The following is a 13910-nucleotide window of genomic DNA, read 5'->3' on the forward strand; positions in this document are numbered from 1 at the left end:
AAAATATATATTATGAAAAATATTTCCCTACAAGACCAATTGCTAAAGGCTGGCTTGACCAGTAAGTCGAAAGCGCATAAAGCTAAAACGCAAAAGCATAAACAAATTAAACAGAAACAAAAAAATAAAATTCAGGTGGTTGATCAAGCGGCCGTGTTGGCTGAGGAAGCTAAGCTAAAACAGCAAGAAAAGGATCGTTTGCTTAATGAGAAACGCAATCAACAAGCTGAGCAGAAACAAATTGCCGGACAAATTAACCAACTTATCTCGCTTAATAAATTAGATAAAGACGAAGAGGGTGCCCCGTTTAATTTTACTCACGATAATAAAGTAAAAGCCATTTATATAGATGAAGCTTTGCGACAACGTATTGTTGCAGGCACGGCGGTGATTGTTCAGCTAGGTAAAACCTACGAAGTCGTGCCTATTGGGGTTGCTGAAAAAATTGCACAGCGCGATAAAGAGCGTGTGATTTATTTAGAAGATGTTTCACCTATTTCATCGGATGATGCCTATGCTGATTACGCTGTGCCGGATGATTTGATGTGGTAAGGGCAGCTGACGAAAGGGTCATAGAGAGTTGTCGCCAATGGGTTGAGACAGTAATTATTGCGTTGAATTTTTGCCCGTTTGCAAAACCTGTTGTTAATGCGGGGCGCGTTGACTACAAGGTGATTAATGAGCGCGGTGTTGAGCAAGCTTTAATGGCGCTTAGTGATCAGCTCAGTTACCTTGCCAACAACGATCATGTCGAAACGAGCTTATTGATTTACCCACAGGGCTTAGAATCATTCGATGACTATCTTGATTTTGCTGCGATAGCCGATGATTTATTGCTTGAGGAGGGATATGAAGGTGTATTTCAAATAGCTACGTTTCACCCAGACTATTGTTTTGAAGGCCAGCAGCAAGATGATGCATCTAATTATACAAATCGTTCGCCATATCCAATATTACATATTTTACGAGAAGCAAGCATAGAAGCAGCGTTAGAGGGTGTATCAAGCCCCGATAAAATACCAAGCAGAAATATTGAGTTGGCCAGAGCAAAAGGTTTGGAAGGCATGCAAGCGTTGCTGACGGCGTGCCAATCAACATAAAAAAGCCCGTCTTTAGTATTCAAGCGGGCTTTTTTGTAACGATATGACGGTGTCTTTAACGGGTGCCCGTTTTGACGTTTTCAATATCTTGGCTTTTAAGATATTCATCATAGGTGCCATGGAAATCAACAATGCCATTAGGTGTTATTTCAACAATGCGGTTGGCAAGTGAAGAGACGAATTCGCGGTCATGACTTACAAAAATTAATGTGCCATCATAATTATCCAAAGCTAAGTTTAAGGCTTCGATAGACTCCATATCTAAATGGTTTGTTGGTTCGTCCATTAACATGACATTGGTTTCGCCCAAGGTTAGTTTGCCAAACAGTAGACGGTTTTTCTCACCACCGGAACACACAGCAACTTTTTTATTAAAATCATCGGATGAAAAGAGCAAACGCCCCAAGGTCATGCGGACTACTTGGTCATTATGACTTGGTTTTCGCCACTGACTCATCCAGTCGAATAAGGTCATGTCGACATTAAAATCGTCGCTAGCATCTTGCGGGCAATAGCCAAGAGTGGCATTTTCTGCCCATTGAATAGTACCCTTGTTAGGACTTATTTCATTCATGAGGCAACGCAAGAAAGTCGTTTTACCGGCACCATTTTCGCCAATAACAGCTAAGCGTGTACCGGCTTGTAAAATCATGCTGGTGTTTGTAAATAAAGTTTCATCAAAACCATGCTCAAGGTTTTCAATGGTGACGGCTTCACGATGAAGTTTTTTAATTTGATTGAAGCGGATAAATGGGCTCACACGTGATGAGGGTTTAATATCGGCCAGTTCAATTTTTTCTAATTTCTTAGCTCGTGATGTTGCTTGTTTGGCTTTAGACGCATTGGCAGAAAAGCGACTAACAAATTGTTGCAGTTCAGCCATTTGAGTTTTCTTCTTGGCATTCTCTGATTGTAGTAACTCGCGCGCTTGGGTTGATGCGATCATGAAATCATCGTAGTTGCCCGGGTATATACGCAGTTCGCCGTAGTCAATATCTGCCATGTGCGTGCAAACGGCATTTAAGAAATGTCGATCATGCGAGATGATGATCATGGTGCTTTTTGACTGATTGATAATCCCTTCAAGCCAGCGAATCGTATTAATGTCCAAGTTGTTGGTGGGCTCATCGAGAAGTAATACGTCAGGCTCTGAAAAGAGTGCTTGGGCTAATAAAACACGCAGTTTCCAGCCCGGAGCAACGTTACTCATTAGGCCGTAATGGAATTCTTGTTCAATCCCCGCACTCATGAGTAGTTCTTCTGCACGACTTTCAGCGCTGTAGCCATCCATTTCAGCAAACTCAACTTCTAATTCGGCAACCCGCATGCCTTCTTCTTCGGTCATTTCAGCTAATGAATAGATACGTTCACGTTCTTGTTTTACCTTCCAGAGTTCATCGTGTCCCATGATGACGGTATCAACAACGGTGTGTTCTTCAAAGGCAAATTGGTCTTGGCCTAATTTACCGATACGTTCTCCTGGGTCTTTTGATACGTTGCCGGATGTAGGCTCTAAATCGCCTCCTAATATTTTCATATAGGTTGATTTGCCACAACCGTTTGCGCCGATAAGCCCGTAACGGTTGCCGTTGCCAAACTTGGCTGAAACGTTTTCAAAAAGTGGCTTAGAGCCAAACTGCATGGTGATGTTTGCGCTAATTAACATAGTGATTGCTCGTTATAAATGTGTTGTTTAAAAGTGTGGTTACCGATTTCCAAAATTATCAGGTCGGTTGGTAGGTTTATTTTGAGTATTGCGCTTTTTTGCACGAGTGGAGCCATTCGGTTTAGCACTGGTGTTTGTTTTAGGTTTGGCAGGTGAATGGTTTTTGGGTGTTGATTTTCTAGGGCGTTGATTATTACGGCCATTTTGAATCGGTTCTGGTTTGATGCTTAGATCAGGTTCATAACCTTCAAAAGTAACTTTTTTGATATCGGTTTTAATCAGGCGCTCAATACCTTTTAGTAGTTTTAATTCATCAACACAAACTAGAGACATGGCTTCACCTTCGCTGCCTGCTCGGCCAGTACGACCGATGCGGTGTACATAATCTTCAGGCACATTAGGCAGTTCAAAATTAACCACATGGGGAAGCTGGTCAATGTCTAGGCCACGAGCGGCGATGTCTGTGGCGACCAGTACACGAATATCGTTGGATTTAAAGTTTGCTAATGCTTTAGTGCGAGCCCCTTGGCTTTTATTACCATGAATAGCGGCTGCAGTAATACCATCTTTATTGAGTTGCTCGGATAATTTGTTGGCGCCATGTTTAGTGCGTGTAAACACCAGGACTTGTTTCCAGTCATTTGAGCCAATAAGAAAAGATAATAATTCACGTTTGCGTTTTTTATCAACAGGGTGAACGACTTGGGAGATCAGCTCCGATGCAGAATTCTCTTTGGCGACTTCTACTAACGCAGGGTTATGTAACAGGCTGCTCGTTAGTTTCTTAATTTCGTTTGAGAAGGTGGCTGAAAACAGTAGTGTTTGTTTTTGCTGAGGTAGTAAAGCTAAAACCTTTCTAATGTCTCGAATAAAGCCCATATCAAGCATACGATCGGCCTCATCGAGTACGAGGATTTCGACGGATGATAGGTCAACAGTATTTTGGCTGACATGATCGAGAAGACGGCCTGGCGTTGCGACTAAAATATCAACACCCTTACGCAACTTTTGCTTTTGTGGATTAATGTTTACACCACCAAATATAACAAACGATGATAAGGGTAAATGTTGACCATAATCTCTGACGCTCTCAGCAACTTGTGCCGCTAGTTCGCGCGTTGGTGTTAATACTAAGGCGCGAACTTTGCCCGCCTTTGGTTTCGCGTCGCCAGATTCCATAAGGCGTTGTAAAACAGGTAACGTGAAACTGGCTGTTTTTCCGGTGCCAGTTTGTGCGCCGCCCATTAGGTCTCGTCCTTCTAGGATGAGTGGAATGGATTGGGCTTGGATTGAGGTGGGTTCGGTGTAGCCTTTTTTAGATACAGCGGTGATTAATTCAGCTCTGAGGCCGAGTGAGTCGAACGACATATAGTTTTCTCCGTGAGTCCATCCGCCATTTAATAAATGGCACGGTCGAGGTGGAAGCAATGTTTAGTTACGGCGGGCAGTATTTTAATATTGCCACGTTTTGAGGTGGGTGCAGACCGATCAGCACAACCATTTTGAGGGGCTTATTGTACCTGATCGCTAAAGAATATAGTGATATATGTCAGTAAAGGTTGAGAAAAAGCTGTTTTTCTAAAGAAAGTACGTTAGAATTAATCTCGCTACATTCTCTACTGGTTTTTGTAAGATCTGCTCTTGTTAATTTCCTTGTAAGATTTGTAACATTTTTTAATTTTAATTTTATTGAGGTATTATCATGGCAACAGGAACAGTTAAGTGGTTCAACGAATCTAAAGGCTTCGGCTTTATTACTCCAGAAGATGGCAGCAAAGATGTATTCGTACATTTCTCAGCTATCGCTAGCGAAGGTTTTCGTACATTAAACGAAGGTCAGCAAGTGAACTTCGACGTAGAGAATGGCCCTAAAGGCCCACAAGCTGTAAACGTAACAGCTTAAGTTTCTATTCGTATGAAAAAGCCTCGCTTAATGCGGGGCTTTTTTTTGTCTACACACTTTGTAGGTGTTTTTTAAGGTATGATTGATTTGAGGTATATTTAAGGGTTAGAGGTAATGGCTGAGATATTTGATCAAGTTAATGCGGCACTGCTACCAAGTGCATTTATTATATTAATGGGTGTTTTGCTGAGGTATTGGGAGCCTGCGGGTCTTACATTACATGAAACTCGGCGTGTCATCAGTACCTTGGTGATTAATCTGTTTTACCCGGCACTTATTTTTTCTGTTATTCCTAATGTGACCCTATCGGGAGACATTTTTAGTGCTCCGATGGTATCAAATGTAGGCATTGTTGTTGGCATGCTTGCGTGTTGGGTTTTCTACCCTTGGTTAAAACGTCAAGGTTTGGGTAAACCTGAACTGGGCGCGTTAATGTTGGTTTGTGGTTTAGGGAATATTATTTCTCTGGGAGTGCCGTTACTACAGGCGATGCAAGGTGACGAGGCCGCAAGGTTCGCTATTTATGTCGATATTATGGCCATTACACCAATGTTGTGGATTGTTGGTTTGTGGATAGCGATAGAATGGGGTGATAATGACGAGCAAAAGCAAACTCCGTTAAGGTTTATTAAATCATTATTAAGCCTGCCGCCCATATGGGCCTTTGTTGTTGCAATTTTGATGAATATTTATGACATTAGTTTGCCGCTGTTTCTTCAAAAGGGCACCACGATGCTGGGAAATATTACGATGTCGGGTATGTTGTTGGTCGTGGGGATGTCGCTCTCATTTGGTAGCCTAAGGAAGCACAAAGGCATTGCTATTTTGGCGTCAGCAATAAAGCTACTTGTCGTCCCAGCGGTCGTTTACTTTACAGCAAATGCAACCATGACAGATGTTAAAACGATACATGCGACGGTCTTGGTAGCTGCTACGCCGTCGATGATGGCAACAATGATTTTAAGCGAGCGTTATGGTTTGAATACGGAGCTATTGTCTACTGTATTAGTGGCAAGTACGGCATTATTTTTTATTACTTTGCCGGTTTGGTTGGTGGTGCTGTAGGTTTTTTTCGCTAGGGTCTTTGAGTTGATTTTGTAATTCATCCAGAGATGATTCAACCTCTTTAATGGGGGCGGAAATACTGTTATCGAGGGTGTTTTTAGCACGTTCCACGGATTGTTTTAATTCTTCGACACGAATTTGTTCGTCAATTTCATATTTAACTGTTTTTACCATACCGCGTGCCTTACCGAGCCATAAGCCTGTGGTACGTGCTACACGTGGAAGCTTCTCTGGGCCTATGACCAGTAGTGCGATAATACCAATGAGGCAGATTTCAAAAAAACCGATATCAAACATGCTTTTTAGTGTTAAGAGTGGCTGTTTATTAGAAGAGTTATAGGGGCAGTATAAGATAAACAACAGAGGTTAACCAAGAGTCATCAATCTTAGGTGATAGATTTCCCTTAAAAAAATGATCATGTAGAATGCTGTCTAATGAAAGAATTAGCTTTAATGGGCTTATTGATAGGTTGCTATATAGTGTAAGCCGTATCGTTGAATGCCTTATTATGAGTTGTCGGTAAAGGAACCTATTTGTAGTTATAAACTCAAAGGGGTGGTAAGTATTTATTAATATTGAGGAAAATATGTCTGTTACATTAACTGAAAACGCTGCAATGCAAGTGCAGGATCAATTGAATAAACGGGGTAAAGGGTTGGGCTTACGATTGGGTGTTCGTGAGTCTGGTTGCTCGGGTTACTCTTATGTCATTGATTTTGCAGATGAAGTTGAGTCTAAGGATACTGTTTTCGAAATGCATGGTGTTAAAGTCATCATCAATGAAGACTCGTTGAGTTTTTTAGATGGGATGGAGTTGGATTTTGCAAGAGAAGGTATTAATTCTGCCTTCAAGTTCAATAACCCAAATGTGAAAGATGCGTGTGGCTGCGGTGAAAGTTTTACCGTTGAGCCATAATTTTTTTCCTGTGCATAATTTAGTCTTCGTGATAGTTTTTACGGCTTATTAGCTGATTGCTAGAAAGGGCCGTAATCTGTAGACTACACACATTGTGACAGTTCGCTGTCAGATAACCTAATACCGTGAATTTACACGGGTTTTTCTAAAATTAATTTTTATTGTTGGAGTAATACTATGGCGCTTGAGCGTACTTTTTCTATTGTAAAACCGGATGCAGTTGCAAAAAATGTAATTGGACAAATTTATGCTCGCTTTGAAGAAGCGGGATTAAAAATTGTAGCGTCTAAAATGTTGCAACTTTCTCGTGAGCAAGCAGAAGGCTTCTATGCTGTGCATAAAGAGCGTCCTTTTTATAATGACTTGGTTTCATTTATGATCTCTGGCCCTGTCATGGTTCAAGTGCTTGAGGGTGAAAATGCTATTTTGAAAAACCGTGAAGTGATGGGTGCAACAAACCCAGCTGAAGCCGAAGCAGGTACTATTCGTAAAGACTTTGCAGATAGCATTGATGAAAATGCAGTTCATGGCTCAGATGCGCCTGAAACAGCGGCTGAAGAAATTAAGTTCTTCTTTAATGATGATGAACTGTGCGAACGTCTTCGTTAAACACTGATGAACTCAAAACAAAACTTGTTGAATTTAGATCGTAAGGGTCTGGAAACATTTTTTACTGAAATAGGTGAAAAACCATTTCGTGCGAAACAAGTTTTGAAATGGATTCATCAAGAAGGCATTTCTGATTTTGAGCTAATGACGAATATCAGCAAGGGGTTGCGAACACACCTTGCTGATATTGCTGAGGTACGCGTACCTGAGATAGTCTTCGAACAAAAATCTGATGATGGAACCTATAAATGGGTGCTTGAGTTAGATGGGCAAAACCGTATCGAAACAGTTTTTATTCCTGAAGAAGGTCGCGGTACCTTATGCGTGTCATCACAAGTAGGTTGTGCGCTTGAGTGCACTTTTTGCTCTACGGCGACACAAGGTTTCAATCGTAACTTATCTGTTGCTGAAATTATTGGGCAGGTATGGGTGGCGGTTAAGGCGCTAAAAGGTAAAGCCAATCTAACAAATGTTGTGATGATGGGAATGGGCGAGCCGCTACTTAACTTCAACAATACCGTTACGGCCTTAAACTTAATGATGGACGATTTTGCATACGGCTTAGCCAAACGTCGTGTCACAGTCAGCACCTCTGGTGTTGTGCCAGCGATGTATCGTTTGGCCGAAGTGAGTGATGCGAGCCTGGCAGTTTCTCTTCATGCGCCGAACGACGAATTAAGAAACGAATTAGTACCAATTAATAAAAAATATCCAATTGCTGAGTTGTTAGAAGCCTGTAAGTATTATATTAAAGGCGAAAAACGCCGAAAAATAACCTTTGAATACGTGATGTTAAGCGGCGTAAATGATTCGGTTGAGCAAGCGCATGAATTAAAGCGCTTATTGGCTGATGTGCCGTCCAAAGTGAATTTGATTCCTTTTAACCCCTTTCCTAATACACACTACAAACGCTCTAGTAATAATGCGATCCACCGGTTTACCAATGTCTTGAAAGAGGCTGGACTGATAACAACAACACGTAAAACACGTGGAGACGATATTGATGCTGCTTGTGGGCAATTGGTTGGCAAGGTGAAAGATAAAACAAAACGACAGCTAAAGAACCAGAGGGTAACCGCGGTATGAATAAATGGATTATTCAAATAATAATGCTGTGTTTTTTGGCTACCCTTGTAGCTTGCCAGCCGCAACACGTTAAAGAAAATAGCGCCTCATCTATCCAAGGCACAGAAAAAAGCCCTGCTGATGTTTATGTATCCCTTGGTGTGGAATATATGAAAAGAGGGATGAATGAAGTGGCGTTAGAAAAACTAAAGAAGGCAATAGATGTTGACCCTTTTTCCAGTAACGCACATAACGTTCTAGCCGTACTCTACGACCGCTTAGGCGAAAAATCATTAGCCGGTGAACATTATAAAAAAGCAGTGACTCTAAGCCCAAGGAACTCAAGTGCACAAAATAATTATGCACGCTATCTATGTAGCATGAATGAATTTGAGTTGGCAGATCAACACTTTAATATAGCAGTTAAAAACCCATTGTATCGGTCTGCGGTGGCGACGTTAACGAACGCAGGAACGTGTGCATGGAAAGCGGGGCAATTAGATAAAGCGGAAAGCTATTATCGTACGGCCTTACAGCGAAATAACCGTTCGGCTGTGACATTATTACAAATGGCCAAATTAAAATTTGAAATGCAGAACTACTTATCCGTACGGGCTTATCTGCAGCGCTTTAAAGAAGTAAGCAAGCATACACCAGCCTCTTTATGGTTAGGTATTCAAGCAGAAGATAAGCTGGGTGATAGCGATAGTGTTGCCAGTTATATTCTTCAATTAAAACGACTTTATCCAGACTCGCACGAAATGGGCTTGTTAGAAAAAAGTAAGTTCAACCGTTAACAATAACACAAGGCCAATGAGTAAAAAGTTACAAGCCATTCGTGGTATGCATGATATTTTGCCCGATAAAACACCATTGTGGCAGCGATTAGAAAAAGCGATGTCAACAGTGTGTCAACAATACGGTTATTCAGAAATACGCATGCCGTTAGTTGAAAGTACGGATTTGTTTTGTCGCTCGATCGGTGAAGTGACCGATATCGTTGAAAAAGAAATGTACACATTCGATGATCGCAATGGAGACTCACTGAGCTTGCGGCCAGAAGGAACAGCAAGTTGCGTAAGAGCTGGTTTAGAGCATGGTTTGTTTTATAACCAAATTCAACGTTTATGGTATCAAGGCCCTATGTTTCGTCATGAACGTCCGCAAAAAGGGCGTTATCGACAGTTTCATCAAATTGGTATTGAATGTTTTGGTATGTCGGGCGCAGAGATTGAAGCTGAAGTCATTCTTGTGTCGTATAGACTCTGGAAAAACCTTGGTTTAGCAAGCGAATTAACCTTAGAGATTAATACATTGGGTACGCTCGAAGAGCGGACAGCCTATAAAGATATTTTGGTGGCGTACTTTAAGCAACATTTAGAACAATTAGATGAAGATAGCACACGTCGATTAGCCACGAACCCACTGCGCATATTGGACAGCAAAAACCCAGCCATGCAAACATTAATCGAATCAGCGCCACAATTAATAGATTCTTTAGGTGAGCAGTCCACGCAACATTTTGAAACGTTGCAAGGCTATTTGATGGATGCAGGTATTCGATTTAAACATAACCCACGGTTGGTTCGAGGTTTAGATTATTATTCACACACGGTGTTTGAATGGACCACTACATCACTAGGTGCACAAGGAACTGTTTGTGCTGGTGGTCGTTACGACGGTTTGATCGACCAACTGGGTGGTAAGCAAACCCCTGCTGTTGGTTTGGCAATGGGCGTTGAACGTTTGGTACTGCTGTTGGAGCAGCGTGAATGGCCTGAAGCAACACCCTTGGCTTATATCGTTTATCAAGGTGAGCCGGCTAGAAAAGAAGCGATACAATTGGCTGAACGTTTACGGGATCAATTGCCAGAAGAAGGCATTGTTCTTCATTGTGGCAATGGTAGCTTAAAAAGTCAGTTTAAAAAGGCAGACAAGGTTGGTGCCAAGTTCGCGCTCATTCTAGGTGAAGCAGAAATTGAAGAAAATAAAGTGAGTATTAAGTTTTTACGTGACAGACAAGAACAACAACAAGTGCCGAATAATCAAATAGACGCATTTTTAAAAAATAACAGTTAAAACGGAAAAGATGATGGACACTTATCAAACAGAAGAAGAACAGGTTGAACGGATCAAAAAATGGTGGGCAGATAACTCTCGTTCACTTATTGCTGGAGTCGTGTTGGGTTTAATAGGCCTTTTTGGTTGGCAAAGTTGGCAGGGCCAGCAGCAAAACCATGCGCTGGAAGCTTCAGATGCCTACCAGCAATTGGCCCAATCAATGGAAAGTTCAACGTTTGAAGCGGCAATTGTCTTGGCTGAAGAAATTGATAAAACCTATAGCGATACACCTTATGCAGCGTTGGCTGGCTTGCAAAAAGCCAAAGCACAACTTGAAACTGGTGATCGTAAAGCGGCAGTTGAATCACTAGAAAAAGTGGCTGATTTGGATGGCAATAAAGCCCTTCAACATATTGCGCGTATACGTGCGTTTAGAATTAGACTGGCTGATGGTGATGCGAATGGCGTTGTGAGTGATCTTGAATCAGTGATTTCGGGAGAAAACGGGATTAACCCAGGACAATTTATTGGCCAATACGAGGCATTAAAAGGTGATGCATATCGCCAGTTGGGTAATGTAGAAAAAGCTAGATCTGGCTATATGGCAGCATTGAGAGACGCAACATTAGATAGCCAGTTGATCCAGTTAAAACTGGATGATCTAGGACCGCCGACTATTGTTGACGGTACAGAAACTGTACAAGAGATAGAAAAATGAGTCGGTTAAGCCTAGTTATTTTGCTGCTTTTTTTAGCAGGTTGTGCGGGAATCGTAGAAAAAACCAAATCGGCCGGTAAGAGCTTGGAAAGTGGCATTATCGATATGATGAGCACATCCGAAGAAGATGAGTCTGCACCTCCACGTGAATTGGCTGAAATTGTTGAGGAAGTTAGCCTTACACCTGTCTGGCAGCAAAAAGCAAGTGAAGGCAAAGGCTCTAAATACCTGAAGCTTGAAATGGTCGTGTCAGATGGCAAGCTTTTCGTAGCGGATTTAAAAGGCAAGGTCCTTGCAATAGATCAAATGACGGGTGAACTAATATGGGAAGTCAAAACTGAACTTCCGATCTCAGGTGGCTTAGAGGTGGGTTATGAACATGTCTTCTTTGGCACCACAGATGCTGATGTTGTTGCACTAAAATTAAATGATGGTGATACAGCATGGACTTCACAAGTCTCTAGTGAAGTATTGTCAACACCGAGGTTTTCAGATGGGCTTCTTGTGGTTCGTAGTGTTGATGGCGCAGTGAATACACTGGATGCTGCAAACGGTGAAGAGCGTTGGTCGTATATTCGCGATGTACCAGCATTAAGTTTACGTGGTACCAGTTCTCCGGTTGTTAAAAGTGGAGGTGTTATCTGTGGCTATGCTAATGGTAAATTGGTGGTGTTGCGATTAAAAGATGGTCTGCAGATCTGGGAAACAAGTGTTGCCGTAGCGAGAGGCCGTGGTGCACTATCACGGATGGTAGATGTGGATTCAGATCCATTAGCAGGAGAGCGTTATATTTATGCAGCCACCTTCAATGGCGGGGTTGTAGCCGTTGATGTAAGGTCTGGCCAAATTGTGTGGCGTCGCTCAGAAATGTCGTCATATAAGAAAATGATTGCAGACTGGGTGTCCATTTATGTTGTTGATGTGAATAACCACCTATGGTCTGCTGACCAAAATGATGGCAGCATTAATTGGCTACAGGATAGTTTAGAGCACCGCCAATTAACACCCCTTACTCAAGCTGGAGATTATTTGTTAACGGCTGATTACGAAGGCTATCTTCATGTGATAAATAGCACGGATGGCGCGTTGGTTGGACGTTTAAGAGTGAGTGATGTCGCGATTTCTACAGCGCCTATTATTGATGATGGCTTGATTTATGTGCAAGACATAGAAGGTGTTATAACGGCCTTACGAATGGACACTCTGTCGGTCACGGAAGAGTAAACGATGCTACCTGTTATTGCCTTAGTTGGCCGACCTAATGTCGGTAAATCAACATTATTTAATTACTTAACGCGTACACGTGATGCATTAGTTGCTGATTACCCAGGGCTTACCCGTGATCGACAATATGGGTTAGTAAAACGTGCAGATATCAAATCTCTAGTGGTTGATACGGGTGGAATTACGGCAACTGCAGACGGCATTGATGGCGTTGCTGTAGAGCAGGTCGAGCGAGCACTTGAAGAAGCTGATGTGGTTTTATTTTTGGTTGATACGCGCCATGGTATTCACCCTATTGATGAAGAAATAGGGCAAAATTTACGAAAACTTGGCAAACAAATCGTACTTGTTGCAAATAAAACTGATGGTTTAGATGCTAATACACATATCGCAGAATTTCATAAAATGGGCTTCGATAAACCATGGCCGATTGCAGCAACACATGGGCGAGGTGTGGTTGAGCTCTTAAGGCATGTATCAAACATTTTGCCGAAAATAGAGTCATTTGATGACACATTGGCAGGAGAAGGAATCAGGGTTGCTGTCATTGGGCGACCTAATGTAGGCAAATCGACACTGATTAATCGCTTGCTGGGTGAGGAGCGGGTCGTCGTTTTTGATCAGCCCGGCACTACGCGTGATAGTGTTTTTATCCCTTTTGAACGTGATGGCAAACAATATACATTGATTGATACGGCTGGTGTTCGTCGTCGTTCAAAAGTATCAGAAGCCGTTGAGAAATTTAGCATTGTGCAAACACTACGTGCAATTGATGACACGCACGTGGTCATTTACATGATTGATGCGAGTGAAGGGGTGACCGATCAGGATGCGAGTTTGCTCGGAATGGTACTGGAATCAGGACGAGCATTGGTTATTGGTTTAAATAAATGGGATGGCTTGTCGGAAGATCAACGAGAAAAAGTGAAGCGTCAAATTGATGTGAAATTAAGTTTTCTTGAGTATGCGGAACGTTACTTTATTTCTGCGTTGCATGGCAGTGGTGTCGGTAAGTTATTTGAATCAATTGGGGCGTTATATCGATCTGCGATGATTGATATGTCAACACCACGGTTAACCGAAATTCTTGAAAATGCGATCAAAGCTCACCAACCCCCATTGGTAGGTGGTCGTCGGATTAAACTGAAATTTGCACACCAAGGTGGGCAAAACCCACCTGTCATCATCATTCATGGTAACCAAACGGTGTCGGTTCCTGGTAGTTATAAGCGATATTTAATGAATGCCTTTAGAGAAAAGCTAGGGTTAGTGGGAACACCGGTAAGGATAGAGTTTAAATCGCCGGATAATCCTTATGCTAAAAAAACAAGGAAGTCGGCGACAAATATCGAAAAAGGCAAAGTCAGTAAATTAAAAGAGAAAAGAAAAAGCAAACCTAAACATCGATAACTAAACCCTCCTTAGGCCGTAGGGTCACTTGCTTTTTCCTGAATTTTAATACCCTGGCCTTCGTGTTTGAGGTTTAAAAGCTCAGGATATTTTTTAGTACGTTTCTTTAAGCTGTGCCGAATTGAACGAATGAGGTACCTGGTGTTAGTGTCCCAAGGTAAGTCAAATTCATT

Annotated in this window: 15 protein-coding genes; 12 read left to right on the forward strand and 3 right to left on the reverse strand. The window is 42.0% G+C overall.

Annotated features, from left to right (window positions below; translation table 11 throughout):
- Positions 1 to 12: 12 nt before the first annotated feature.
- Both Q91_RS03000 and Q91_RS03005 read left to right on the forward strand, forming a co-directional pair.
- Complete coding sequence (locus Q91_RS03000) at positions 13 to 552, forward strand: DUF2058 domain-containing protein (RefSeq protein ID WP_015005406.1); 540 nt, start codon at positions 13 to 15, stop codon at positions 550 to 552.
- Positions 546 to 1100, forward strand: coding sequence for a DUF1415 domain-containing protein (locus Q91_RS03005; protein WP_015005407.1), 555 nt, complete (start codon positions 546 to 548; stop codon positions 1098 to 1100). The genes Q91_RS03000 and Q91_RS03005 overlap by 7 nt, the downstream gene beginning before the upstream one ends.
- Positions 1101 to 1155: 55 nt before the next feature.
- Here Q91_RS03005 and Q91_RS03010 read toward each other — a convergent pair whose 3' ends face one another.
- Positions 1156 to 2766 (reverse strand): ABC-F family ATPase, encoded by a 1611-nt coding sequence (locus Q91_RS03010; RefSeq protein WP_015005408.1) that lies wholly within the window; start codon positions 2764 to 2766, stop codon positions 1156 to 1158.
- A gap of 39 nt (positions 2767 to 2805) precedes the next feature.
- Positions 2806 to 4134, reverse strand: a complete 1329-nt coding sequence (locus Q91_RS03015; protein ID WP_015005409.1) for a DEAD/DEAH box helicase — start codon at positions 4132 to 4134, stop codon at positions 2806 to 2808.
- A 334-nt stretch (positions 4135 to 4468) separates the two neighbouring features.
- Between Q91_RS03015 and Q91_RS03020 the strand changes: the two genes are divergently transcribed.
- Both Q91_RS03020 and Q91_RS03025 read left to right on the forward strand, forming a co-directional pair.
- Positions 4469 to 4669, forward strand: coding sequence for a cold-shock protein (locus Q91_RS03020; protein ID WP_015005410.1), 201 nt, complete (start codon positions 4469 to 4471; stop codon positions 4667 to 4669).
- A 114-nt stretch (positions 4670 to 4783) separates the two neighbouring features.
- Entirely contained in the window at positions 4784 to 5734 is a 951-nt protein-coding gene (locus tag Q91_RS03025) for an AEC family transporter (protein WP_015005411.1), read from the forward strand.
- Here the strand turns inward: Q91_RS03025 and tatB are convergent.
- Positions 5693 to 6031, reverse strand: a complete 339-nt coding sequence (gene tatB / locus Q91_RS03030; RefSeq protein ID WP_015005412.1) for a Sec-independent protein translocase protein TatB — start codon at positions 6029 to 6031, stop codon at positions 5693 to 5695. The genes Q91_RS03025 and tatB overlap by 42 nt on opposite strands.
- 290 nt (positions 6032 to 6321) lie before the next feature.
- Here tatB and iscA point away from each other — a divergent pair, with 290 nt between their 5' ends.
- From iscA to der, 8 genes are all read left to right on the forward strand, one after another.
- The gene (iscA, locus tag Q91_RS03035) at positions 6322 to 6651 is read left to right on the forward strand and encodes an iron-sulfur cluster assembly protein IscA (RefSeq protein ID WP_015005413.1); all 330 of its coding nucleotides are present in this window, start codon (positions 6322 to 6324) and stop codon (positions 6649 to 6651) included.
- A 177-nt stretch (positions 6652 to 6828) separates the two neighbouring features.
- The gene (ndk, locus tag Q91_RS03040) at positions 6829 to 7260 is read left to right on the forward strand and encodes a nucleoside-diphosphate kinase (RefSeq protein WP_015005414.1); all 432 of its coding nucleotides are present in this window, start codon (positions 6829 to 6831) and stop codon (positions 7258 to 7260) included.
- A gap of 6 nt (positions 7261 to 7266) precedes the next feature.
- On the forward strand, positions 7267 to 8346 hold the full coding sequence (locus Q91_RS03045) for a bifunctional tRNA (adenosine(37)-C2)-methyltransferase TrmG/ribosomal RNA large subunit methyltransferase RlmN (protein ID WP_015005415.1): 1080 nt from the start codon (positions 7267 to 7269) through the stop codon (positions 8344 to 8346).
- Complete coding sequence (gene pilW / locus Q91_RS03050) at positions 8343 to 9122, forward strand: type IV pilus biogenesis/stability protein PilW (protein ID WP_015005416.1); 780 nt, start codon at positions 8343 to 8345, stop codon at positions 9120 to 9122. Before Q91_RS03045 ends, pilW begins: the two co-directional genes overlap by 4 nt.
- A gap of 16 nt (positions 9123 to 9138) precedes the next feature.
- A complete protein-coding gene (gene hisS / locus Q91_RS03055) occupies positions 9139 to 10404 on the forward strand; it encodes a histidine--tRNA ligase (protein WP_015005417.1) in 1266 nt (421 codons plus the stop codon).
- Between the two features lie 10 nt (positions 10405 to 10414).
- Positions 10415 to 11104 carry a tetratricopeptide repeat protein gene (locus Q91_RS03060; RefSeq protein ID WP_232228556.1) on the forward strand — a complete coding sequence of 230 codons (690 nt, stop codon included), beginning with the start codon at positions 10415 to 10417 and terminating at the stop codon, positions 11102 to 11104.
- On the forward strand, positions 11101 to 12327 hold the full coding sequence (gene bamB / locus Q91_RS03065; RefSeq protein ID WP_015005419.1) for an outer membrane protein assembly factor BamB: 1227 nt from the start codon (positions 11101 to 11103) through the stop codon (positions 12325 to 12327). The genes Q91_RS03060 and bamB overlap by 4 nt, the downstream gene beginning before the upstream one ends.
- A gap of 3 nt (positions 12328 to 12330) precedes the next feature.
- On the forward strand, positions 12331 to 13737 hold the full coding sequence (gene der, locus Q91_RS03070; protein WP_015005420.1) for a ribosome biogenesis GTPase Der: 1407 nt from the start codon (positions 12331 to 12333) through the stop codon (positions 13735 to 13737).
- Positions 13738 to 13910 lie beyond the last annotated feature (173 nt).

It is taken from the genome of Cycloclasticus sp. P1, from assembly GCF_000299965.1.
GTDB classification, from domain to species: Bacteria; Pseudomonadota; Gammaproteobacteria; order Methylococcales; family Cycloclasticaceae; genus Cycloclasticus; species Cycloclasticus pugetii.

Coding starts and splice junctions, on each gene's coding strand:
- Q91_RS03000 (WP_015005406.1), top strand. CDS start 13: ATGAAAAATATTTCCCTACAAGACCAATTGCTAAAGGCTGGCTTGACC.
- Q91_RS03010 (WP_015005408.1), bottom strand. CDS start 2,766: ATGTTAATTAGCGCAAACATCACCATGCAGTTTGGCTCTAAGCCACTT.
- Q91_RS03015 (WP_015005409.1), bottom strand. CDS start 4,134: ATGTCGTTCGACTCACTCGGCCTCAGAGCTGAATTAATCACCGCTGTA.
- Q91_RS03020 (WP_015005410.1), top strand. CDS start 4,469: ATGGCAACAGGAACAGTTAAGTGGTTCAACGAATCTAAAGGCTTCGGC.
- Q91_RS03025 (WP_015005411.1), top strand. CDS start 4,784: ATGGCTGAGATATTTGATCAAGTTAATGCGGCACTGCTACCAAGTGCA.
- tatB (WP_015005412.1), bottom strand. CDS start 6,031: ATGTTTGATATCGGTTTTTTTGAAATCTGCCTCATTGGTATTATCGCA.
- iscA (WP_015005413.1), top strand. CDS start 6,322: ATGTCTGTTACATTAACTGAAAACGCTGCAATGCAAGTGCAGGATCAA.
- ndk (WP_015005414.1), top strand. CDS start 6,829: ATGGCGCTTGAGCGTACTTTTTCTATTGTAAAACCGGATGCAGTTGCA.
- Q91_RS03045 (WP_015005415.1), top strand. CDS start 7,267: ATGAACTCAAAACAAAACTTGTTGAATTTAGATCGTAAGGGTCTGGAA.
- pilW (WP_015005416.1), top strand. CDS start 8,343: ATGAATAAATGGATTATTCAAATAATAATGCTGTGTTTTTTGGCTACC.
- hisS (WP_015005417.1), top strand. CDS start 9,139: ATGAGTAAAAAGTTACAAGCCATTCGTGGTATGCATGATATTTTGCCC.
- Q91_RS03060 (WP_232228556.1), top strand. CDS start 10,415: ATGATGGACACTTATCAAACAGAAGAAGAACAGGTTGAACGGATCAAA.
- bamB (WP_015005419.1), top strand. CDS start 11,101: ATGAGTCGGTTAAGCCTAGTTATTTTGCTGCTTTTTTTAGCAGGTTGT.
- der (WP_015005420.1), top strand. CDS start 12,331: ATGCTACCTGTTATTGCCTTAGTTGGCCGACCTAATGTCGGTAAATCA.